We start from the raw sequence: 21,439 nt of genomic DNA on the forward strand, positions 1-21,439 counted from the left end.
CGTTCCAGCCCACCCACGGGCAGTGCCACCACGGCGCGAGAGCCGCCGTCGGCCGCCCGATCTTCTCCGAACACTTGAAGGATGTCCTGTATGGCGCTCGCCACCCGGTCCGACCTGCGCAACGTCGCCATCGTGGCACACGTCGACCACGGCAAGACCACCCTCGTCGACGCGATGCTCACGCAGACCAACTCGTTCGACGCCCACTTCGAGGGCGAAGACCGGATGATGGACTCGAACGACCTCGAGCGCGAGAAGGGCATCACCATCCTCGCGAAGAACACCTCGGTGCTCTACAACGGGGAGCACGCCGAGCAGTTCAACCCGGGTGGCCGCATCACGATCAACGTGATCGACACCCCCGGCCACGCCGACTTCGGTGGTGAGGTCGAGCGCGGCCTCTCCATGGTCGACGGTGTCGTGCTGCTCGTCGACGCGTCCGAGGGCCCGCTGCCCCAGACCCGCTTCGTGCTGCGCAAGGCGCTCGCCGCGAAGCTCCCGGTGATCCTGCTCGTCAACAAGACGGACCGCCCGGACTCCCGCATCGACGAGGTCGTCTCCGAGTCGCAGGACCTGCTCCTCGGCCTGGCCTCGGACCTGTCGGACGAGGTCGACGACCTCGACCTCGACGCGATCCTCGACGTCCCGGTCGTCTACGCGTCCGGTCGTGCCGGTGCCGCGAGCCGCAACAAGCCGAACGACGGCGAGCTGCCCGACAACGACGACCTCGAGCCGCTGTTCGAGGCGATCCTGCAGCACGTGCCGGCGCCGACGTACGACGACGAGCACCCGCTGCAGGCGCACGTCACCAACCTCGACGCCTCGCCGTTCCTCGGCCGCCTCGCGCTGCTCCGCATCTTCCACGGCACGATGAAGAAGGGGCAGACGGTCGCGTGGGTCAAGCACGACGGCACCGTCGCGAACGCCCGCATCACCGAGCTGCTCATCACGAAGGCACTCGACCGTTTCCCGGCCGAGTCCGCGGGCCCCGGTGACATCGTCGCCGTCGCCGGCTTCGACACCATCACCATCGGTGAGACGCTGTCCGACCCCGAGGACGTCCGCCCGCTGCCGACGATCACGGTCGACGACCCCGCCATCTCGATGACCATCGGGACCAACACGAGCCCGCTCGTCGGCAAGGTCAAGGGCCACAAGCTGACCGCGCGCATGGTCAAGGACCGCCTCGACCGCGAGCTCATCGGCAACGTGTCGCTCAAGGTGCAGGACATCGGCCGTCCGGACACCTGGGAGGTCCAGGGCCGTGGTGAGCTGGCGCTCGCCATCCTGGTCGAGCAGATGCGCCGCGAGGGCTTCGAGCTCACCGTGGGCAAGCCGCAGGTCGTCACGAAGCGTGACGAGAACGGCAAGCTCCAGGAGCCCTACGAGCACATGACGATCGACACGCCGGAGGAGCACCTCGGCGCGATCACGCAGCTCATGGCCGCGCGCAAGGGTCGCATGGAGAACATGACGAACCACGGCACCGGCTGGATCCGCATGGAGTTCATCGTGCCGTCGCGTGGCCTCATCGGCTTCCGCACGTCGTTCCTCACCGAGACCCGTGGCACGGGCATCGCGAACGCGATCTCGCACGGCTACGACGACTGGGCGGGCCCGATCCAGACCCGCATCAACGGCTCGATCGTCTCCGACCGCGCCGGTGTCGTGACGCCGTTCGCCATCACGAACCTGCAGGAGCGCATGACGTTCTTCGTCAACCCGACGGAGGAGGTCTACGAGGGCATGGTCATCGGCGAGAACTCGCGCGCCGACGACATGGACGTGAACATCACGAAGGAGAAGAAGCTCACGAACATGCGTTCGGCGAACGCCGACTCCTTCGAGTCGATGACGCCGTCGCGCCAGCTCTCCCTCGAGGAGTGCCTGGAGTTCGCGCGCGAGGACGAGTGCGTCGAGGTCACCCCCGACAACGTGCGCATCCGCAAGGTCGAGCTCGACGCGCAGGCCCGTCAGCGCGCGTACGCCCGCCTGAAGCGCCAGGACGCGTAACCCCGCGACAGCCTGGAGGCACCGCCTCCGTCCGACGGCCCGGTCACCTCGTCGAGGTGGCCGGGCCGTCGGCGTCCGCGCCCTCCGGCTCCGGGGTTACGGTGGACGGGTGACCCTCGATCTCCTCTCCCTGTACCAGGACCTGCACGCCCACCCGGAGCTCGGCTTCCAGGAGCACCGCACCGCCGGTGTGATCGCCGACCGACTGGCCGAGATCGGTGGGATCGAGGTCACCACAGGCGTCGGCGGCACGGGCGTCGTGGGCGTCCTGGCGAACGGCGACGGGCCGGTCGTGTGGCTCCGCGCCGACATCGACGGCCTGCCCGTGCAGGAGCGCACGGGGCTGTCCTACGCGAGCACGCACACCGGCCGCGACGACGAGGGCGTCGAGGTCCCGACGATGCACGCCTGCGGACACGACATCCACGTCACGTGGCTGCTCGGGACCCTCGAGCGCCTCGTCGACACCCGCGACGCGTGGCACGGCACGGTGGTCGCCGTCTTCCAGCCCGCGGAAGAGGTCATCTCCGGTGCCCGCGCGATGATCGAGGACGGCCTGGTCGAGCGCTTCCCGCAGCCGGAGGTCGTGCTGGGGCAGCACTCCGCCCCCGCGCCGGTCGGGATCGTCGCGGTCGGCAGCGGACCGGTCATGGCGTCGAGCGACCGGCTGACGGTCACGTTCAACGGCCGCGGCGCGCACGGTTCGGCGCCGCAGGCCTCGCTCGACCCGATCGTCACCGCCGCGAGCGCCGTCGTGCGGCTGCAGACGGTCGTCTCCCGCGAGGTCTCGCCGTCCGACGCCGGCGTCGTCACCGTCGGCGCCTTCCACGCCGGGACCCGGCCGAACATCATCCCGGACCAGGCCGTCATCGAGATCTCGACGCGCGCCCGGAACGAGGAGACCCGCGAGCGGATCATCGCCTCGATCGAGCGCATCGTGCGGGCCGAGAGCGAGGCGGGCGGCCTCGCCGCGCCGACCATCGAGCGTGCCCCGGGTGCCGAGGTGACCGTGAACGACCCCGAGGCGGCGAAGCGCGTGCTCGAGGCGATCCGTCCCGTCGTGCCCGGTGCGCGCGACCTGGAGATCGGGCTGGCGATGGCGTCGGAGGACGTCGGCCAGCTCGCCACCGCGGCGGGGGTGCCGCTCGTGTACTGGTTCACCGGCATCACCGATCCGGAGCTGTTCCGCCGCGGCGAGGAGATCCCGAGCAACCACTCGCCGTTCTACGCGCCGCAGGCCGAGACGGCGATCCCGGTCGGCGTCGACGCCCTGACGGCAGCCGCCCGCACCTACCTGTCCTGACCGGCGGCGCGGCGGACGGGAGACTTCCCAGGGAACGCACGCCGCGCCTCCCGGCAGTCCACCTAGGGTGTCCGCATGCGCACGACCCGGACCCTCATCGCCGCCGTGACCGCGGGGATCGCCCTCGCGGGCCTGACCGGCTGCTCCGCCGACGCGGTGCGCCAGGCGACCGACCTCGGCTCGTCGGTCGCCTCGAACGTCAGCGAGACCGTGCAGGGCATCGACGGCAAGGCGGTCCAGGACGGCATGGCCTCGGTCGCGGGCGGCATCGACGGCGCCCTCGACGCGGCACTGTCGGGCACGGGCGTGACGAGCGACGGCAGGGTGCCGGACGGCTTCCCGACCCCCGACGTCCCGCTCGTCGACGGCACCGTGCTCGGCGGTGGGGCCGGGCCGAACGGTTCCGGCTGGGTGGTCCAGGTCCGCGTGGCCTCGGTCGACGACTTCGCGGCGGCCGCCGAGCAGCTCGCTGCCGCCGGGTACACCGAGTCCGCGAAGCGTGCGGACACGTCGAGCGCGTTCGGGATGTTCCGCAGCGATGCGTACCGCGTGGTGCTGACGGTGTCCGAGTCGTCGGACGGCGTGACCGCGACGTACATCGTCACGCCCCGCTAGCGAAGTACCCTGGGACGCGATGTCCAAGGCTCCCGCACCGCGTCCCGAGCGCGTCCTGTTCGTGCACGCCCATCCCGACGACGAGACCCTGTCGTCCGGCGGCACCATCGCCACCCTGCTCGAGCTCGGCGCCGAGGTGACGGTGCTCACCGCCACGCGGGGCGAGCGCGGCGAGATGCTCACCGAGGCCCTGGCGCCGCTCTTCGGTGACGGCCCCCGTGTCGCGGCACACCGCGAGACCGAGATCGCCGCCGCGCTGGCCGCGCTCGGCGGTCCGGCACACCTGTGGCTCGGCGGTCGGGGAGCACGTCCCACCGACCTGCCCGAGCGGCGGTACAGCGACTCCGGCATGCAGTGGGGACCGGACGGACGCGCGACGGCCGCCGACGACGCCCCGGCCGACTCGCTCACCGCGGCGGACCTGGGCGAGGTCGTCGACGACGTGCGCGCGGCGATCCGCTCCACCGGCGCCGACGCGGTGGTCAGCTACGCCGACGACGGCGGGTACGGCCACCCGGACCACGTGCGGGTGCACCACGCTGCCCGGTACGCGGCCCGGGCAGAGGAGGTCCCCTTCTCGATGATCGTCGACCCGACGTCGGACGAGGTCGACCTGACCGTCGACGTCGTCCCCGTCCGGGCGAAGGTCCGCGCCGCCGTCGAGCAGTACCGGTCGCAGGTCGCCATCGACCCCGTGGACCCGACGGACCCGCAGCGCCTGACCTGGGTGATGCCCCACGGCGTCCGGCAGGAGGCCCCCGCGGTCGAGGCGTTCCGGCACGACGCCGACCCGGTGCCCCACGCTCCCGAGACCTTCGCCGAGCTCACCCGTCAGGGGAAGGTGACGGCGGTCGTCGTCGCGGCGGTCGCCGGGCTCGTCGTCGGAGCACTCGGGACCGTCACGCACCAGCAGCGGCTCGCGGTCTTCCCGGTCGGCATGGTCCTGACGACGCTCATCGTGCTCGGACTCGTGGTGGGACTGCGCCTCCTGTACCGCTCGCGGGCGATGGTCGCAGCGGCCGGCATCGGGATCATCGTCGCGACGCAGGTGCTCGTGAGCGTCGGCGGGCAGTCGTCCCCGCTGGTGCTCGCGAACCTCGCCGGCTACGTCTGGACCTTCGCGCCGGCGGCGATCGCGGCGTTCGCCCTCGCCTGGCCCGACCTGTCGGGGCTGCGCGCCCGCGCCGCGGCGGCGTCGGCGTCTGGAGCCGGGGCCGGGACGGCTGCCGCATCGTCCACGGACACCGCGCGGTCCGGGGCTCCCGGGCGCCGCGAGTAGACTCGACCACGCTCAGTCCGAAGGGAGCACCCGCACCGTGACCTACGTGATCGCCCAGCCCTGTGTCGACGTCAAGGACCGCGCCTGCATCGACGAATGCCCGGTCGACTGCATCTACGAGGGTGACCGGTCGCTGTACATCCACCCCGACGAGTGCGTCGACTGTGGTGCGTGCGAGCCGGTCTGCCCGGTCGAGGCGATCTACTACGAGGACGACCTGCCGGACGAGTGGGCCGACTACTACAAGGCCAACGTCGAGTTCTTCGACGAGGTCGGTTCGCCCGGCGGTGCTGCCAAGGTCGGTGTGATCCACAAGGACCACCCCGTCATCACGGCCCAGCCCCCGCGCGGCTGACCCCGGACCGCTCCGTGGCGCTCGACCTCCCCGACTTCCCCTGGGACCAGCTCGTCCCGTTCAAGCAGCGCGCAGCGGCGTACGAGGGCGGCATCGTCGACCTCAGCGTCGGTTCGCCCGTCGACCCGACCCCTGAGGTCGTCCGACGGGCCCTGGCGGGTGCCACCGACGCGCACGCCTACCCGCAGGTCGCCGGCACGCCCGCGCTGCGCGAGGCGATCGCCGACTGGTACGGCCGTCGGCAGGGCATCACGCTGACGCCCGAGCAGGTGCTCCCGACCATCGGCTCGAAGGAGTTCATCGCCGGGCTCGCGCTCTGGCTCGGGATCGGCCCGGGGGACACAGTCGTGTTCCCGGAGGCCGCGTACCCGACCTACGAGCTCGGAGCCGCGCTCGTCCGGGCCGACGCGCTGGCATCGGACGACCCCGCCGCATGGCCGGAGAGCACGAAGCTCGTGTGGCTGAACTCGCCCGGCAACCCGGACGGTCGCGTGCTGTCCGTCGAACAGCTGCGCGCCGCGGTCGCACGGGCGCGGGAGCTCGGCGCCGTGATCGTCGGCGACGAGTGCTACGCCGAGCTCGGGTGGGAGCCGCCGTACGACGCGTCGCCGACACCCTCGATCCTCGACCCGCAGGTCGTGGGCGATCGGGTGGACGGCGTGCTCAGCGTGTACTCGCTGTCGAAGCAGTCGAACCTCGCCGGGTACCGTGCTGCCTTCGTCGCGGGGGACGCCGCGATCCTGGCCGACGTGCTGGCGGTCCGGAAGCACACCGGCATGATGCCGCCGCTGCCGGTCCAGGACGCGATGATCGTGGCCCTCGCCGACGACACGCACGTGCAGCAGCAGAAGGCCCGCTACCGGGCCCGTCGGAACATGCTCCGACGGGCACTCGAAGGGGCGGGCTTCCGGATCGACCACAGCGAGGCCGGGCTCTACCTCTGGGCGACCCGCGGCGAGCCCGCGCTCGACACGGTCGGCTGGCTGGCGGAACGGGGCATCCTCGTCGCACCGGGCACCTTCTACGGGCCCGCCGGGGCGGAGCACGTCCGGGTGGCGCTCACCGCGACCGACGACCGGATCGCGGCCGCGGCGCAGCGGCTGGCGAGCACCCGGAGACTGGCCGCGTCCTGATCGAGGTGGGCCGCGCCTCCCGGTCGTGACGAGGGGTGGGACCGCTGTGCGCTCCCCGCACAATCCGTGGAATCCACCAGATCTCCGCCTTCCGGTGGTGCACGACCGACAGTCGGCGCAGTTAGGCTGTCGTCGTGACTGACACTGCCAACGACGCTCAGAAGACGGCCACACCGCCCACCACGCCCGTCCCCGTGAGCCCCGCCGCCGCGGAGTCGACGGAGACGGCGACACTGACGTTCCCGGGTGGCACGGCGGAGTTCCCGATCCTGCCGAGCGTCGACGGCGCGTCCGCCATCGACATCTCCTCGCTGAAGAAGCAGACCGGGCTGAACACGCTCGACTACGGCTTCGTCAACACCGGCGCGACCAAGAGCGCCATCACGTACATCGACGGCGACCAGGGGATCCTGCGCTACCGCGGGTACCCGATCGACCAGGTCGCATCGGGGTGCACCTACCTCGAGGTCGCGTGGCTCCTCATCTACGGCGAGCTCCCCACGAAGGACGAGCTCGACGACTTCGACGCCCGCATCCGTCGGCACACGCTGCTGCACGAGGACCTCCGCCGGCTCTTCGACGCACTGCCGCACTCGGCGCACCCGATGTCGGTGCTGTCGAGCGCCGTGAGCGCACTGTCCACGTACTACGAGGACGACATGGACGTCGACGACCCTGAGAAGGTCGAGCTGCAGACCGTCCGGCTCCTCGCGAAGCTGCCGGTCATCGCCGCCTACGCGCACAAGAAGGCGATCGGGCAGGCGTTCCTCTACCCGGACAACAAGCTGTCGTTCGTCGACAACTTCCTCCGGCTGAACTTCGGCACGATGGCCGAGCCGTACGAGCCGAACCCGGTGCTGTCGAAGGCGCTCGAGCGCCTCCTCATCCTGCACGAGGACCACGAGCAGAACGCCTCCACCTCGACCGTGCGCCTGGTCGGCTCGACGAAGGCGAACATGTTCGCGTCGATCTCCGCCGGCATCAACGCGCTGTACGGGCCGCTGCACGGTGGCGCGAACGAGGCCGTGCTCGAGATGCTGCAGCAGATCAAGGACTCCGGCGAGCCGGTGTCGCGCTTCGTCGAGCGGGTGAAGAACAAGGAGCGCGGGGTGAAGCTCATGGGCTTCGGGCACCGCGTCTACAAGAACTACGACCCGCGCGCGAAGCTCGTGAAGGAGTCCGCGCACGAGGTGCTGCAGTCGCTCGGGGTGCAGGACGACCTGCTCGACATCGCGATGGAGCTCGAGCAGATCGCGCTCGAGGACGAGTACTTCGTCAGCCGCAAGCTCTACCCGAACGTCGACTTCTACACGGGCATCATCTACCGGGCGATGGGCTTCCCGCCGCGCATGTTCACGGTGTTGTTCGCCATCGGGCGTCTGCCGGGGTGGATCGCCCAGTGGCGTGAGCTCAACAACGACCCGCTCAACAAGATCGGCCGCCCGCAGCAGCTCTACGTGGGGCACCCGGAGCGGGACCTGCCCGCTCGCTGACGTCCGGCCCCGGTCCGAAGGCCCGCTCGCGCCCCGCGAGCGGGCCTTCTCCGTCACGCTCGACGGTCGCGAGCCGCGAGCGGGCCATCTCTGTCACGCTCGGCGTCGTCCGGCGACGGTTCCTGCCCGCTCGGCAGGAGACGCGCGGCGTGTCCTGCCCGCTCGGTGACCTGAGCGCAACTGCGCGCGCCGGACGGGAGGCGCGGTGCGGGCTGGCACCGCGCCTCCTGTCCGGCGCGCAGCCCGTTCCTTCCCGACACGCGTGCCATGGCAAGCGGAATCGGGCGTACCTGGTCGATCCTGCGGATCAGGTACGCCCGGTTCTGCTGGGTACGCCCGGTTCTGCTGGGTGCGCCCGGTTCTGCTGGGTGCGCCCGGTTCTGCTGGGTGCGCCCGGTTCTGCTGGGTGCGCCCGGTTCTGCTGGGTGCGCCCGGTTCCGTGAGTGCGCCCGGGGTCCGTCGGTCCCCGGCGGCGTCACCCGGCTCGCGGCGAACTCCTCGCGGCGGTCAGGCGGCGCTCGGGAGCGGCGGTCAGGCGCCGCGCTCAGGAGCGGCGTTCAGCAGGCGCGGTGCGCCGCCGCCGGGAACCGGCCCGTCGCCCAGGTCCCGAGCAGGTCGACGGCCGCACGGAACGCGGGCGTGCCCGGTCGGTTCAGGAAGGCGTGCCGATCGGGCAGGACGTGTCGCTCCACCGACGTGCCCGCCGAGACGAGTTCGGCAGCGAACCGCTCGCCCGACGCCCGCATCGCGTCGGACGCGGCGTCGACGACGAAGGCGGGCGGGAAGCCGGTCAGGTCCTGTCCGCCGGCGAACGCGGTCCGCTGCCCGAGTGCCGTCCGGGGCACCGCGTTCCGGTTCGCGACGTCGAGGGCCCACGGGGCGTGCGTCACACGGCGGTGTCCGCGAACGGTGCGCTGCACGGCGCGGTCGCGGGGGAGTCGGGCGTGGTGGAAGCCGTACGCGAGGACGACGCCCTCCGGCGGGTCGCCGGCATCGAGCAGGCCGAGCGTCGCGGCGGACGCGAGGCACGCCCCCGCGCTCGCCCCACCGAGCAGCAGCGGCCCGTCGGTGTGCGCCCTCGTGTGTCGGACCACCGCGAGCACGTCGTCGCGCGCGTGGGGCCACCGCGCCCGGGGCCGAGCTCCACGGCGTCCGACCCAGGGCAGCCCGGGCAGCGGAGCGAGGCGGTAGTCGACGGTCACGACGGCGAGCCCGTGGGCGGCCAGCGCGGTGGCGACGGCGTGCGACTCCGGTTGGTCGAGGCCGCCGCGGAAGAACCCGCCCCCGTGCAACCACACCAAGGTGGGTCGGCCCGGGCGTCCGTACTGCCGGACGGGCACCGGTCCGTGCGGCCCCGCGATCGTCGCCCCCATGCCGTCGGTCTCGTCGGGAGCGGCGCTACGCGTGCAGCGCCGTGTTGAGCTGGATGCCCTGGCCCTGGCGCTGCAGGGCCTCGACCGCACCGGAGAGCGAGTTGCGCCGGAACAGCACGTTCGGCACGCCCGACAGCTCTGCGGCCTTCACGGTGCGCGGCGTGCCGTCCGGGTTCGGTGCGACCCCCACCAGGACGACCTTGGTGCCGGCCGTCACGTAGAGTCCGGCCTCGATCACGGAGTCGTCGCCGAGCGAGATGCCGAGGCCGGCGTTCGCCCCGAGGAGCGCCCGCTCGCCCAGCGACACCCGGTGCGTCCCGCCGCCGGACAGGGTCCCCATGATCGACGCACCCCCACCGATGTCGGTGCCGTCTCCGACGACGACCCCCTGCGACACCCGACCCTCGATCATGGCGTCACCGAGCGTGCCGGCGTTGAAGTTCACGAAGCCCTCGTGCATGACGGTCGTGCCGGGAGCCAGGTGTGCGCCCAGCCGCACCCGGTTGGCGTCGCCGATGCGCACCCGGTCCGGCACGACGTAGTCGAGCAGGCGGGGGAACTTGTCGACCGCGTGCACCGCGATGCCCGCGCGCTGCAGGACCGGACGCAGGCGGACGAGGGCGTCCGGGTGCACCGGGCCGGCGTTGGTCCAGGCGACGATCGGCAGGTGACCGAAGACGCCGTCGAGCGAGACGGTGTTCGGCCGGACGTGCAGGTGGCTGAGCAGGTGCAGCCGCAGGTACGCATCGGGCGTGCTGGTCGGTGCGTCGTCGATGGCGATCTCGGTCGTCACCGCCTCGATCCGGACCTCGCGCCGGGGGTCGTCGCCGACGTGTGCCTCGAGCTCGGGCGGGAACACCGCGTCGGCCGGACGCGCACCGAGGTGCGTCTCGGGGTACCAGGTGTCGAGGACGGTGCCGTCGGCGGCGATCGTCGCGAGGCCGTGGCCCCAGGCGTGCGTGGGTCGGTCGGTGGCAGCGGTCGCGTCGGTCACGCCACCAGGGTAGCGAGCGGGCCGGTCGGCGACCCGTCCGGGGAGACGGTCTGTGGAGAACGTCGGTGACGCGACCAGGCCGGCCTGGAGGCGCGGGTGCTGTGGACGGATCGGCACCGTCCACCGGTGGTCGCCTCACCGTCCGCTGAGGGACACGGCCGGTACGCTGACCGCATGCCGGAGCAGCTCGACCTCACCGCCTCGTCCATCGACATCACGCGCGCCGTCTGCGACATCGAGTCGGTGTCGGGGAACGAAGGACCCCTCGCCGACGCGATCGAGGCGGCGCTGTCGTCGCTGCCCCACCTCGACGTCGTGCGCGACGGCGATGCGATCGTGGCACGCACGCAGCTCGGTCGCGAGCGCCGTGTCGTGATCGCCGGGCACATCGACACGGTGCCGCTCAACGGCAACCTGCCGACCGAGTTCCGGACCGCGGACGACGGCACCGAGATCCTCTGGGGTCGCGGCACGGTCGACATGAAGGCCGGGTGCGCCGTGCAGCTCAAGCTCGCGCACGACCTGACCGAGCCGAACGTCGACGTCACGTGGGTGTTCTACGACCACGAGGAGGTCAGCGACTCCCTCAACGGCCTCGGTCGGCTCGCACGGACCCGTCCCGAGCTGCTCGCGGGCGACTTCGCGATCCTCGGTGAGCCGTCGGGGGCCCAGATCGAGGGTGGGTGCAACGGCAACCTCCGCGCCGAGGTCCGGACCTCCGGCAAGCGCTCCCACAGCGCACGCAGCTGGATCGGCGACAACGCGATCCACAAGACCGCACCGATCCTGGCGACGCTCGCGGCGTACGAACCGCGCACCGTGACGGTCGACGGGCTCGAGTACCGCGAGGGGCTCAACGCCGTGGGCATCACCGGCGGCATCGCCGGCAACGTCATCCCGGACGAGGCCATGGTGCACGTGAACTACCGCTTCGCGCCGTCGCGCAGCGCGGACGAGGCGGTCGCGCACATCCGAGAGCTCTTCGCCGGGTACGACGTGCAGATCGTCGACCTCGCCGCCGGCGCCCGCCCCGGGCTCGACGCGCCGCTCGCGCAGCAGTTCGTCGCAGCGGTCGGCGGCCCGGCCCCGCGTCCGAAGTACGGGTGGACCGACGTCGCCCGCTTCTCGGCGCTCGGGGTCCCGGCGGTCAACTACGGTCCCGGCGAGCCGGTCTTCGCCCACCACGACGACGAGCAGGTCCCCGTCGACCAGATCACCGCGGTCGAGGACGGCCTGCGTCGGTGGCTGACGGCGTGACCACCGGCCCCGCGCGCACCGTCGCGGGGCTCCACGGCGCCGGCCGCTGGCGCGCGCGCTACCGGCTCGTGCCCTGGTGGGTCCGGGTCACCGTCGTCTACGTGGTCGCGCGGCTCGTGACGGGGGCGATGCTCCTGGCCTTCGCCGGTGTGCAGACCGCCAACTCGTTCACCGGTGCGCGTCCGTCGTACCTGTCCTTCGCATCGATCTGGGACGGCGCCTGGTACCGGGTGATCGCGTCGAACGGGTACCCGTCGACCCTGCCGGTGGACGCCGCGGGCCACGTCACCGAGAACGCGTGGGCGTTCATGCCCGCGTACCCGTTCCTCGTCCGAGGGCTGATGGTGCTGACCGGGGCGTCGTTCGAGGCCGTCGCGGTCACGGTGTCGCTGGTCGCCGGGTGGGGCGCTGCGCTGGTGTTCCGACGGCTGATGGGCCGCTTCCTCGACGATGGCCGGGCGACGTTCGCCACGGTGCTGTTCTGCGTCGCGCCGGTGTCCGCCGTGTTCCAGGTCGCCTACGCCGAGGCGATGGGGCTCTTCCTGCTCCTGGTCGCCCTGCTGCTGATGGTGGACCGCCGCTGGTGGACGATGGTGCCGGTCGTGCTGCTGCTCGGGATGACCCGACCGACCGGGCTCGCGTTCGCGTTCCTCGTGGTGCTGTTCCTGGCCGCCTGGACGATCCGGCCGTCATGGGTGCGCGAGGTGGAGCGGCCGACCCTGCGCACCGCTCTGCCGCCACTCGTCGTGGGTGCGGTCTCGGGGCTCGTCGGACTCGCATGGCCGGCGATCGCGTGGGCGGTGACCGGGGTCCCGAAGGCGTACACCGACACCGAGCTCGCCTGGCGGTCGTCGTACATCGGGTGGCGGGAACTCGTCCCGTTCGCGCCGTGGATCCAGGGCGCCGGCTGGTGGTTCGGGCAGCCGGCGGGGGCGATCCTGCTCGCCGTGGCGCTCGTCGGGTTCGCGGTGTTCGTCGCGCACCCCGCTGTGCGGCGCGTCGGCCTCGAGCTGCGGTTGTGGGGCGTGGCCTACGTCGTCTACCTGCTCGCCGTGTTCTTCCCGCAGTCGAGCACCTGGCGCATCCTGCTGCCGATCGCGCCGCTCCTCGGCATCGTGGCCCTCCCGCGGTCGTCGGGCTACCGGGTGCTGGTGGTCGCGGTCTGTCTCGGTCTGCAGTTCGTCTGGCTGTACACCTGCTGGTGGGTCGACGGCTACGACTGGACGCCGCCGTGATCGACCTCGCGGTCGTCTGAGTCCTCGGCGGCGGGTGTCGCCGAGGGGTCCTCGCCCGGGCGCCAGTCGGCCGCGGCGTGCACCATCGCGTTCACCGTCGCGATGAACGGCACGGCGAAGAAGGCTCCGACGACGCCGGCGATCGTGGTGCCCGCGGTCACACCGAGCACGACGCCGAGCGGGTGCACCCGGACGGCCGAGCCGGTCAGGAACGGGTGCAGCACGTGGCTCTCGAGCTGCTGGACCACCACCACCACGGCGAGCATGACCAGCGCCGGCACCAGTCCGTTGAAGACCAGCGCGATGAGCACGGCGACGATGCCGGCGACGATCGCCCCGACCACCGGGACGAACGCGCCGAAGAACACGATCACGCCGATCGGGACGGCGAGCGGGAGGCCGAGCGCGAGCGCGCCGATGACGATGCCGAGTGCGTCCGTCACCGCGACGACGAGCTGCACGCGGATGAAGCTGGTGAGGGTCTTCCACCCCGCCTGACCCGCGGCGTCGATGCGTCCGCGCGAGCGTCGCGGGAAGATCCGCACCACCCACGACCAGATCCGGCGGCCGTCGATGAGCACGAAGATCGTCGTGAACACCACGATGAACAGCCCCTCGAGCGCGTGCACCAGCCCGCTGCCCGCCTCGGCGGCCCCGGACAGGATCGACGCGACGTGGGTCTGCAGGAACTTCGTCGCCTCCGCCAGGTACTTCGTGACCTGCGCCGAGGTGATGCCGAACGGCTCGGACGCGAGCAGGGTCTGGAAGGTCTGCACGTTGCTCGTCAGTCGACGCTCGAGCGTCGGCAGGTCGTAGCGGATCTGCGCCGTCACGACGAGCGCCAGGACACCGAGGACGACCACGACCGAGATGCAGGCCGTGAGCACGGCGAGCCACTTCGGCCACCGGTGACGTTGCAGGAACGCCGAGAAGGGGGCGAGCAGTGCGCAGACGAGCAGCCCGACCAGGAACGGCACGAGGATGTCCTGCAGCAGGACCACGAGGGCGACGACGACGGCGAGGGCAGCCACCACCACGAGGAAGCGCCACGAGAACGCTCCGGCGATGCGCATGCCCCTCGGCACCGCCTCGACGACCGGATCGACCTGTGGACGCAGCATGGAGCGGATGTTCGGCACACGCCAAGGTGACCACCCGAAGCCGCGAGAACGTCGCATTCCGACACCCCCAACCTGGGCGGTTTCGCAGTTGCCCCCTCGGTACGGGATAATGGGCCTGCATCTTCTGCACGAAAGGGGACATCTGATGGCAGCGATGAAGCCGAGGACCGGTGACGGGCCGATGGAGGCTGTCAAGGAGGGTCGACTCATCATCGTGCGGGTTCCGCTCGAAGGTGGAGGCCGCCTGGTGGTCTCGGTCAACGACGCCGAGGCCAAGGAACTCCACGACGCACTGGCAGAGGTCGTCTCCGCCTAGTCCGTCGACGCACCACGACGAGAGGCCCGGAGCGCGTACGCTCCGGGCCTCTCGTGTGCGTCGTGGCCGACGGAACCGGCAGACCGGGCCGCGACGTCCGTCGATCCAGGACGTCCATCGGATCAGGATGTCCGTCGGTCCAGGACGTCCGTCGGGTCAGGACGTCCGGCGGGTCAGGCCGAGACCTTCGTCATCTGCAGCAGCCCGTCCCCGGCGGGGGAGAGCGCACTCCGCACCGCGCCCGAGGTCGAGACCTCGGTGAGCAGCAGTCGGAAGTCCGTCGTCGCGCGGTCCCGACGCACCGGGTCCGCGACGCGACCGCGCCAGAGCGCGTGCGGCACGAGCACGGTGCCCCCGACGCGCGCGAGGCGGAGTCCGTGCTCCACGTACTCGATCACGTGCTCGGGGTCGGCGTCGACGAGGACGACGTCGTACGACGCCTCGTTCATCCGGGGCAGCACCTGGTTCGCCCGACCCGGGATGAGCCGGACGCGCGAGGGTGCCGTGCCGGCGGCGACGTAGGCGTCACGGGCGTACTGCTGGTGGTCGACCTCGACGTCGATCGTCGTGAGGGTCGCATCGGGCGCGCCGCGCAGCAGGTAGAGTCCCGAGACGCCGAGCCCGGTGCCGATCTCGATCATGCTCGTCGCGCGCGATGCCGCTGCGACCACGGCGATCTGGGCGCCGATCGCGGGGGAGACGGCTTCGACCCCGAGTTCGAGGGAGTGCTCTCGCGCTCGCGCGATCACCTCGGGCTCCGAGACGATGTCCTCGGCGAACTTCCAGTTCGACTCTTTCTCTGACACGCACACTCCGTTCGGGAGACAACTCTACGGGTGCGGCGCAGTGGGACGGGTTACGCTCGTTGCCGTGTCCATCGACTTCAACAAGATCCTGATCATCGGGATCATCGCGGTGCTGCTGCTCGGGCCGCAGCGCCTGCCGATGTACGCGCAGAAGCTCGCCGAGTTCGTCAAGGCGATCCGCCGGTTCGCGGACACCGCGAAGGACCGCATGCGCGAGGAGATGGGCCCCGAGTTCGACGACGTCGACTGGCAGAAGCTCGACCCCCGGCAGTACGACCCCCGTCGCATCATCCGCGACGCCCTGCTCGACTCCGGGGGCACCGCCGCCGGCAGCACGGCCGCGGTGGAGACCGCGCAGGTCACCGCGTCGAAGGTGCGTGCGACGGCGCCGGTGGTGCCGCTCGCCGAGGGCGAGCCGGCCCCCTTCGACACCGAGGCGACCTGACGCGGCTCCCGTCACGACACGACGGACGGGAGGCCCGGTGCCAGCTGGCACCGGGCCTCCCGTCCGTTCTCAATCACGCGTCGCGACGATCGTGAACGTCGTCGGGATCCGGTCGCGGTCCGGGGCGGGCCACACCCACGAACCGTGGCCGTCCTCCTCCATGCGCGGGCTGAACCGCCACGGCAGGGTGCGCCCCTCGTCCAGTCGGCGGAGACGCAGTCCGGCGCCGAGCAGGGCGTTGACGACCTCGGACAGCGGGTGCGGCCACTCGTACGTCCGGGTGTTCGCGACGGTGCCCTCGCCGACGTAGGTGCCCGCGTCCTCCCACTGCTGGGCCGTGCCGTCGGGGAAGTACCGGTGCCGCGTCACGAGCTCCGGCGCGTCCTCGTCCAGGGCGTACAGCGCGGGGTGTCCGTCGCGGATGAAGAACACCCCGCCCGGCCTGAGGAGTCCCGCGACCTGCGCGGCCCAGCGGTCGAGGTCCGGGAGCCAGCAGATCGTGCCGATGCTCGTGTAGACGACGTCGAAGTCGCCGGTGACGGCCGCGCGGGCGTCGAGGACGTCGGTCTCCACCCACGTGACGTCGAGGCCGAGCCGGTCGGCCAGGGCCGCTGCCGCCGCGAGCGCCGGTGCCGAGAAGTCGACCCCGGTGAGGCGTGCACCCTCGCGGGCCAGCGAGACCGTGTCGGTGCCGATGTGGCACTGCAGGTGGCAGACGTCGAGCCCCGTGAGCGTGCCGCCGGGCAGCCACGGCGTGAGCGCGGGCAGGTCGTCGCGCACGACGTCCGACCGGTGTGCCGGGTCGTCGAGCGCGGCGACGTCGTACGCGCCCTCGTGGATGGGGACCCGGTCGTCCCAGTTCGCGCGGTTCGTCGCGCGGGCGGCGTCCCAGTCGACGCTGACGTGGTCGGAGCTGTCCATGCGGCCACGCTAGCGGGCGCGTCGGCCCGTGCGCGACGATCGCTCAGGACAGGCTGAGCCCGAGTTTCCGTCCGGCCAGGCCCCGTCCCATCGTGGTGATGGTCTCGGCGACGGACCGCAGGGCGACCGCGGCGGGGTCCTCCGGGGCGCCGAGCACGACGGGGACGCCGGCGTCGCCGCCCTCCCGGAGCGGGACCGACAGGGGGACGCGGCCGAGGACCGGCACGGGGACGTCCTGCCCCCGGGAGAGCCGAGCGGCGGTCTCGTCGCCGCCGCCCTCGCCGAACAGGTGCAGGACGCTGCCGCCGGGCTGCACGAGCCCGGCCATGTTCTCGACCACACCGATGACCTTCTGCCCGGTCTGCCGTGCGACGACCCCGCTCCGCTCGGCGACGTCGGCGGCCGCGGCCTGGGGCGTCGTGACGACGAGCACCTCGGCGTGGGGGAGCAGCTGCCCGACCGAGATCGCCACGTCGCCGGTGCCGGGCGGCAGGTCGAGCAGGAGCACGTCGAGGTCGCCGAACCACACGTCGGTCAGGAACTGCGAGACCGTGCGGTGCAGCATCGGTCCACGCCAGGACACCGCGGTCGAGACGTCGTCGACGAACATGCCGATCGAGACCACCTTCACCTCGTGGGCGACCGGCGGCAGGATCATGCTGTCGACGCGGGTCGGCCGGGGTGCGACGCCGTGCTCGTCGGTCAACCCCATCAGGCCGGGCACGCTGAAGCCGTGCACGTCGACGTCGACGATGCCGACCCGCTGACCGGCCGCTGCGAGCGCGACGGCCAGGTTGACGGTGACCGTCGACTTCCCGACCCCGCCCTTGCCGCTCGTGACGGCGATCACGCGGGTCAGGGAGTCCGGGGTGAACTGCACGCCGCGCGGCCGGCCGGCACGGAGGCGTTCGGTGAGGGCGGCGCGGGTCGCCGGGCTCATCACGTCGACGTCGACCTCGACGTGGTGCACGCCGTCCACGGAACCGGCGGCCGACCGCACGTCGCGCTCGATGGTGTCGGCGGCGGGGCACCCGACGATCGTGAGCTGCAGGTCGACCCGCACCGAGCCTCCCGGCCGGACGTCGACCCCGCGGATCATGTCGAGCTCCGTGACGGGGCGGCGGATCTCGGGGTCGATCACGCGACCGAGCGCAGCGAGGACCGCGGCGCCGAGCTGCTCGTCGGGCGTCGCTGCGGTGCCGTCAGCCACGCGTGCTCGCCGCTCCCTCACCGTCGTCGACGGAGTCGGCGCGCAGCGCTGCCTCCTCGGCGTCCCGCCGGTCGAGCTCCTCGAGCAGCGACCGGATCTCGGCGCGGATGAAGTCCTTCGACGCCATCTCCCGCATCGCCAGGCGGAGGGCGACGACCTCGCGGGCCAGGTACTCGGTGTCGGCGAGGTTGCGCTCGGCGCGCTGGCGGTCCTGCTCGAACTGCACACGGTCGCGGTCGTCCTGCCGGTTCTGCGCGAGCAGGATGAGCGGCGCCGCGTACGAGGCCTGCAGTGAGAGCACCAGGGTGAGCGCGGTGAAGCCGATCGCAGCCGAGTCGAACTGCCACGGCTTCGGAGCGAGGGTGTTGTAGCCCATCCACAGGGCACAGAAGAGGGTCAGGCCGACCAGGAACCAGGGCGTTCCCATCGCCCGCGCGATGCCCTCGGTCGCCCGACCGAAGGTGTCCCCGCGGCCACGGCGGCGGGTCGGGAGCACACGCGTGCGCATGCCCTTGGGCGAGTCGAGTCGCTCCTGGCGGTTGTCATCCGTTCGGGCCACGGGTGGTCCTCCTCCCCGTCGTCACGGGCGTCTTGCGCTGGCGTTGGCGGAGTCGCGAGGGGGCATCCCCCTCGCCGTGACTTCGCCAGTCGTCCGGCAGGACGTGGTCGAGGACATCGTCGATCGTCACCACCCCGACCAGACGGTGGGCGTCGTCGACCACGGGGACGGACACGAGGTTGTAGGTCGCCATCACGCGCGTGACCTCGGCAGCGCTCGCGTCGACGCGGACCGGCTCGGTCTGCTGGTCGATGAGCGTGCCGAGGCGCTCGTTCGGCGGGTACCGGAGCATGCGCTGGAAGTGCACGAGCCCGAGGAACCGACCGGTCGGCGGCTCGTACGGCGGCAGCACCACGCACACGCTCGCGCCGAGCGCCGGGGCGAGCTCGTGCCGGCGGATGAGCGCCAGCCCCTCGGCCACGGTCGCGTCCGCGGAGACGATGACGGGTTCGGTGGTCATGAGACCACCCGCGGTGTCCGGCTCGTACTCGAGGAGCATGCGGACGTCCTGCGCCTCCTCCGGCTCCATGAGCTGCAGCAGCGCCTCGCTCCGGTCGTCGGGGAACTGCGCGAGCACGTCGGCGGCGTCGTCGGGCTGCATCTGGTCGAGGACGTCGGCTGCGCGGGCGTCCTCGAGCCGGGTCAGGATCTCGATGCGCTCCTGGTCGGGCATCTCCTCGAGCACGTCGGCGAGCCGGTCGTCGGGGAGCTCCTCGGCGACCTCGAACCGGCGCTCCTCGGGCAGGTCGAGGAGCGTCGACGCCAGGTCGGCCGGGACCAGGTCGGAGTAGGCGGCGATCACGTGCTCGGCGGACTGGGCCTCGCCGGGGAGCTCGTCCTCGGTGACCTCGTTCCACGTGGCGAACGTCGTCGGGCCCTTGCCGAACGGCGACGGCGTCGTCTTCGGCTTGCGGAGGAAGAGCTGCGACACCTCCCAGTCGCCCTGTCCGCGGTCCTCGATCGCGACGTCCTCGATCGTGGCGCGGATGCGGTCGCGCGTCAGCAGGACCTTGCGGCCGAGCATCTCCGCGATGACGCGCACCTCACCCCCGCGCTGCTCGAAGCGACGCATGTTGACGATGCCGGTGGTGATGACCTGACCGGCGCCGATCGACGTGACGCGGCCGATGCTGAGGAAGATGCGGCGCTTGCCGGGCACCTCGACGATGAGCCCGACGACGTGCGGGGCGTCGACGCGGCGGTACACGACCAGGACGTCCCGGACGCGACCGACGCGGTCGCCCGCGGGGTCGAAGACGGAGCACCCGGCGAGGCGGGCGACGAAGACCTTCGTGGCGCTCACCCGTCCAGCGTAGTCGCTGCCGCGCGGGCCGGGGACGAGCGCACCCTGCGCACACCGAGGGGACGCGCGGCTCGGTGCACCAGCCGCTGCGCCCCTGCCCCGGAGGTTCCCGGGAGGCGCACGTGTGATCGCAAGGTGCCCGGTGGATGATGGCTGGGTGAGCAACCAGAGCCCGTTCGCCGGACGCACCGCCCAGGCCTTCCCGACGCTGCCGCGTGGGGACGTCCTCGGCACCTACGACAGCTACCCCGATGCCCAGCGCGTCGTCGCGAAGCTCGCCGAGGCGGACTTCCCCGTCGCCAAGATCTCGATCGTCGGCAACGACCTGAAGACCGTCGAGCGCGTCACCGGGAAGATGACCTACGGCCGTGCGGCCATCGCGGGCGCGCTCTCCGGTCTCTGGCTCGGCATCTTCTTCGGCATCGTGCTGACGCTGTTCTCACCGACGGCGGGCGGTCTGATCATCGCCGCGGCGATCATCGGCGCCGCGTTCGGCATGCTGTACGGCATCGTCTCGTTCGCGATCACGAAGCGGCAGCGGGACTTCACGAGCGTGCACCAGGTGCTCGCCACGAACTACCAGATCGTCGTCGACCCGCAGCTCACCGGCCAGGCGCAGCGGATCCTCGGCCAGCACGGCGCAACGCCGTCGACGCACTGGAACGACGCTCCGCAGCCGGGCGCGCCGGGTTCGCAGGCCCGTCCGTCCCAGGGCCAGGAGCCGTGGCGTCCGGGCCCCCGGCAGGGCTCGCCCTACGGTGGGCACGCGACGCCGCACCAGCCGCAGCAGCACCGGCCTGGAGGCCCGCAGCAGTCCGGCCCGTCGGCCGCCGGTCCGCGGTACGGGACCAACGACGGCCCGCGGTACGGGACCAACGACGGCCCCCGGTACGGCGAGACCCCGCAGACGGCGCAGCAGCCGGCGCCGACGTCGGACCCGCGTGTCCCGCAGTCACGACCGGGCCAGCCCCCGCAGTACGGGGAGCGCGTCGACGGAGCCGACGAGCGCCCCGCCGGTGCGGACCAGCGACCCGGCTCGGCACCCGACGACCGCCGCGACGGCGAGCGCGGCTGACGGAGGGACCGAACCGCAGGACGCCCGCGTCGACGATCGTCGACGCGGGCGTCCTCCGTTGCGGCGCGTGACCGGTCAGGGCTCCGGTCACGGGTCGCCGGTCAGGGCTCGGTGGTCAGAGCACCTTCGAGTAGCACATCGACCGCGCCGCTCCGACGTACGGCCCGAACTGCGCGATGCGGCGGAAGCCCTCGCGCTCGTAGAACCCGATCGCGCGCTTCTGCTCGTCGCCGGTCTCGAGCACGAGCGCCGGGGAACCCAGGTCGATCGCGGCCTCCTCGAGGCGACGGAGGATCGCGCTCGACACACCGGCCCCGCGGGACTCCGGCCGCACGTACATCCGCTTCACCTCGGCGATGCCGTCCTGCACCAGGCGCAGGCCACCGCAGCCGAGGGGCGTGCCGTCCTCGTCGCGGGCCAGGAAGAAGACCGCGATCGAGTCGGCCGTCGGCTTCTCGCCCGGTTCGGTGTCCCCGCCGTAGGCCCGGTCGATCTCGAGACGCTGGGCGGCGCGGAGCCGCTGTGCGTCGGGCGAGTCGAAGTGCTCGACGTCGATCACCAGCCCGCGCGGCGCGATCGGGCCGTCGGTCGGGGCGGACGTCGTGCTGGGGGAGGCGTCGGGCATCGTCACCC

The 21,439-nt window shown here is 72.0% G+C and carries 21 protein-coding genes; 12 read left to right on the forward strand and 9 right to left on the reverse strand.

The window, feature by feature from the left end; translation table 11 throughout:
• The first annotated feature begins 90 nt into the window (after positions 1-90).
• The 7 genes from typA (at position 91) to NI26_RS04170 (ending at position 8,191) form a co-directional block, all read left to right on the forward strand.
• A complete protein-coding gene (typA, locus tag NI26_RS04140; RefSeq protein ID WP_066652823.1) occupies positions 91-2,013 on the forward strand; it encodes a translational GTPase TypA in 1,923 nt (640 codons plus the stop codon).
• Positions 2,014-2,122: 109 nt separating this feature from the next.
• A complete protein-coding gene (locus NI26_RS04145) occupies positions 2,123-3,316 on the forward strand; it encodes an amidohydrolase (protein WP_066652826.1) in 1,194 nt (397 codons plus the stop codon).
• A gap of 75 nt (positions 3,317-3,391) precedes the next feature.
• Positions 3,392-3,931, forward strand: coding sequence for a hypothetical protein (locus tag NI26_RS04150; RefSeq protein ID WP_066652830.1), 540 nt, complete (start codon positions 3,392-3,394; stop codon positions 3,929-3,931).
• A gap of 19 nt (positions 3,932-3,950) precedes the next feature.
• On the forward strand, positions 3,951-5,210 hold the full coding sequence (locus tag NI26_RS04155; protein ID WP_066652834.1) for a PIG-L family deacetylase: 1,260 nt from the start codon (positions 3,951-3,953) through the stop codon (positions 5,208-5,210).
• Positions 5,211-5,247: 37 nt separating this feature from the next.
• Positions 5,248-5,565 carry a ferredoxin gene (fdxA, locus tag NI26_RS04160; RefSeq protein ID WP_066652836.1) on the forward strand — a complete coding sequence of 106 codons (318 nt, stop codon included), beginning with the start codon at positions 5,248-5,250 and terminating at the stop codon, positions 5,563-5,565.
• Between the two features lie 14 nt (positions 5,566-5,579).
• Complete coding sequence (gene dapC, locus NI26_RS04165; protein ID WP_066652838.1) at positions 5,580-6,698, forward strand: succinyldiaminopimelate transaminase; 1,119 nt, start codon at positions 5,580-5,582, stop codon at positions 6,696-6,698.
• A 194-nt stretch (positions 6,699-6,892) separates the two neighbouring features.
• Positions 6,893-8,191 carry a citrate synthase gene (locus tag NI26_RS04170; RefSeq protein ID WP_081984701.1) on the forward strand — a complete coding sequence of 433 codons (1,299 nt, stop codon included), beginning with the start codon at positions 6,893-6,895 and terminating at the stop codon, positions 8,189-8,191.
• Between the two features lie 557 nt (positions 8,192-8,748).
• Here the strand turns inward: NI26_RS04170 and NI26_RS04175 are convergent.
• The gene (locus tag NI26_RS04175; RefSeq protein WP_066652840.1) at positions 8,749-9,564 is read right to left on the reverse strand and encodes an alpha/beta hydrolase; all 816 of its coding nucleotides are present in this window, start codon (positions 9,562-9,564) and stop codon (positions 8,749-8,751) included.
• Between the two features lie 25 nt (positions 9,565-9,589).
• The gene (dapD, locus tag NI26_RS04180) at positions 9,590-10,558 is read right to left on the reverse strand and encodes a 2,3,4,5-tetrahydropyridine-2,6-dicarboxylate N-succinyltransferase (RefSeq protein ID WP_066652842.1); all 969 of its coding nucleotides are present in this window, start codon (positions 10,556-10,558) and stop codon (positions 9,590-9,592) included.
• Between the two features lie 174 nt (positions 10,559-10,732).
• On the opposite strand from dapD, the gene dapE reads away from it, so the two are divergent.
• Together dapE and NI26_RS04190 are read left to right on the forward strand one after the other, a co-directional pair.
• Positions 10,733-11,815, forward strand: coding sequence for a succinyl-diaminopimelate desuccinylase (gene dapE, locus NI26_RS04185; RefSeq protein ID WP_066657851.1), 1,083 nt, complete (start codon positions 10,733-10,735; stop codon positions 11,813-11,815).
• Positions 11,812-13,050: a hypothetical protein gene (locus NI26_RS04190; protein WP_235426504.1), complete on the forward strand. Its 1,239-nt coding sequence runs from the start codon at positions 11,812-11,814 to the stop codon at positions 13,048-13,050. Before dapE ends, NI26_RS04190 begins: the two co-directional genes overlap by 4 nt.
• Here the strand turns inward: NI26_RS04190 and NI26_RS04195 are convergent.
• Positions 13,029-14,171 (reverse strand): AI-2E family transporter, encoded by a 1,143-nt coding sequence (locus NI26_RS04195; RefSeq protein ID WP_158407733.1) that lies wholly within the window; start codon positions 14,169-14,171, stop codon positions 13,029-13,031. The two genes, NI26_RS04190 and NI26_RS04195, sit on opposite strands and share 22 nt — an antisense overlap.
• 145 nt (positions 14,172-14,316) lie before the next feature.
• Between NI26_RS04195 and NI26_RS16130 the strand changes: the two genes are divergently transcribed.
• The gene (locus NI26_RS16130; protein ID WP_017887054.1) at positions 14,317-14,487 is read left to right on the forward strand and encodes a DUF3117 domain-containing protein; all 171 of its coding nucleotides are present in this window, start codon (positions 14,317-14,319) and stop codon (positions 14,485-14,487) included.
• A gap of 173 nt (positions 14,488-14,660) precedes the next feature.
• On the opposite strand, the gene NI26_RS04200 is transcribed toward NI26_RS16130, so the two are convergent.
• A complete protein-coding gene (locus NI26_RS04200; protein ID WP_066652851.1) occupies positions 14,661-15,293 on the reverse strand; it encodes an O-methyltransferase in 633 nt (210 codons plus the stop codon).
• A gap of 64 nt (positions 15,294-15,357) precedes the next feature.
• Between NI26_RS04200 and NI26_RS04205 the strand changes: the two genes are divergently transcribed.
• Positions 15,358-15,738, forward strand: coding sequence for a twin-arginine translocase TatA/TatE family subunit (locus tag NI26_RS04205; protein WP_066652853.1), 381 nt, complete (start codon positions 15,358-15,360; stop codon positions 15,736-15,738).
• A 69-nt stretch (positions 15,739-15,807) separates the two neighbouring features.
• Here the strand turns inward: NI26_RS04205 and NI26_RS04210 are convergent, their stop codons facing one another.
• From NI26_RS04210 to NI26_RS04225, 4 genes are read right to left on the reverse strand one after another with little or no spacing between them, the layout of a single operon-like run.
• A complete protein-coding gene (locus tag NI26_RS04210; RefSeq protein ID WP_066652855.1) occupies positions 15,808-16,659 on the reverse strand; it encodes a class I SAM-dependent methyltransferase in 852 nt (283 codons plus the stop codon).
• Positions 16,660-16,702: 43 nt separating this feature from the next.
• Positions 16,703-17,869: a P-loop NTPase gene (locus NI26_RS04215; protein ID WP_066652857.1), complete on the reverse strand. Its 1,167-nt coding sequence runs from the start codon at positions 17,867-17,869 to the stop codon at positions 16,703-16,705.
• Positions 17,862-18,377, reverse strand: coding sequence for a DUF1003 domain-containing protein (locus NI26_RS04220; protein WP_066657854.1), 516 nt, complete (start codon positions 18,375-18,377; stop codon positions 17,862-17,864). The genes NI26_RS04215 and NI26_RS04220 overlap by 8 nt, the downstream gene beginning before the upstream one ends.
• 34 nt (positions 18,378-18,411) lie before the next feature.
• Positions 18,412-19,731, reverse strand: coding sequence for a magnesium transporter MgtE N-terminal domain-containing protein (locus tag NI26_RS04225; RefSeq protein ID WP_066652860.1), 1,320 nt, complete (start codon positions 19,729-19,731; stop codon positions 18,412-18,414).
• A 157-nt stretch (positions 19,732-19,888) separates the two neighbouring features.
• Between NI26_RS04225 and NI26_RS04230 the strand changes: the two genes are divergently transcribed.
• Positions 19,889-20,806, forward strand: coding sequence for a general stress protein (locus NI26_RS04230; protein WP_066652862.1), 918 nt, complete (start codon positions 19,889-19,891; stop codon positions 20,804-20,806).
• Between the two features lie 115 nt (positions 20,807-20,921).
• On the opposite strand, the gene NI26_RS04235 is transcribed toward NI26_RS04230, so the two are convergent.
• Positions 20,922-21,431, reverse strand: coding sequence for a GNAT family N-acetyltransferase (locus NI26_RS04235; protein WP_081985226.1), 510 nt, complete (start codon positions 21,429-21,431; stop codon positions 20,922-20,924).
• Positions 21,432-21,439 lie beyond the last annotated feature (8 nt).

It is taken from the genome of Curtobacterium sp. MR_MD2014 (genome assembly GCF_000772085.1).
Lineage (GTDB): Bacteria > Actinomycetota > Actinomycetes > Actinomycetales > Microbacteriaceae > Curtobacterium.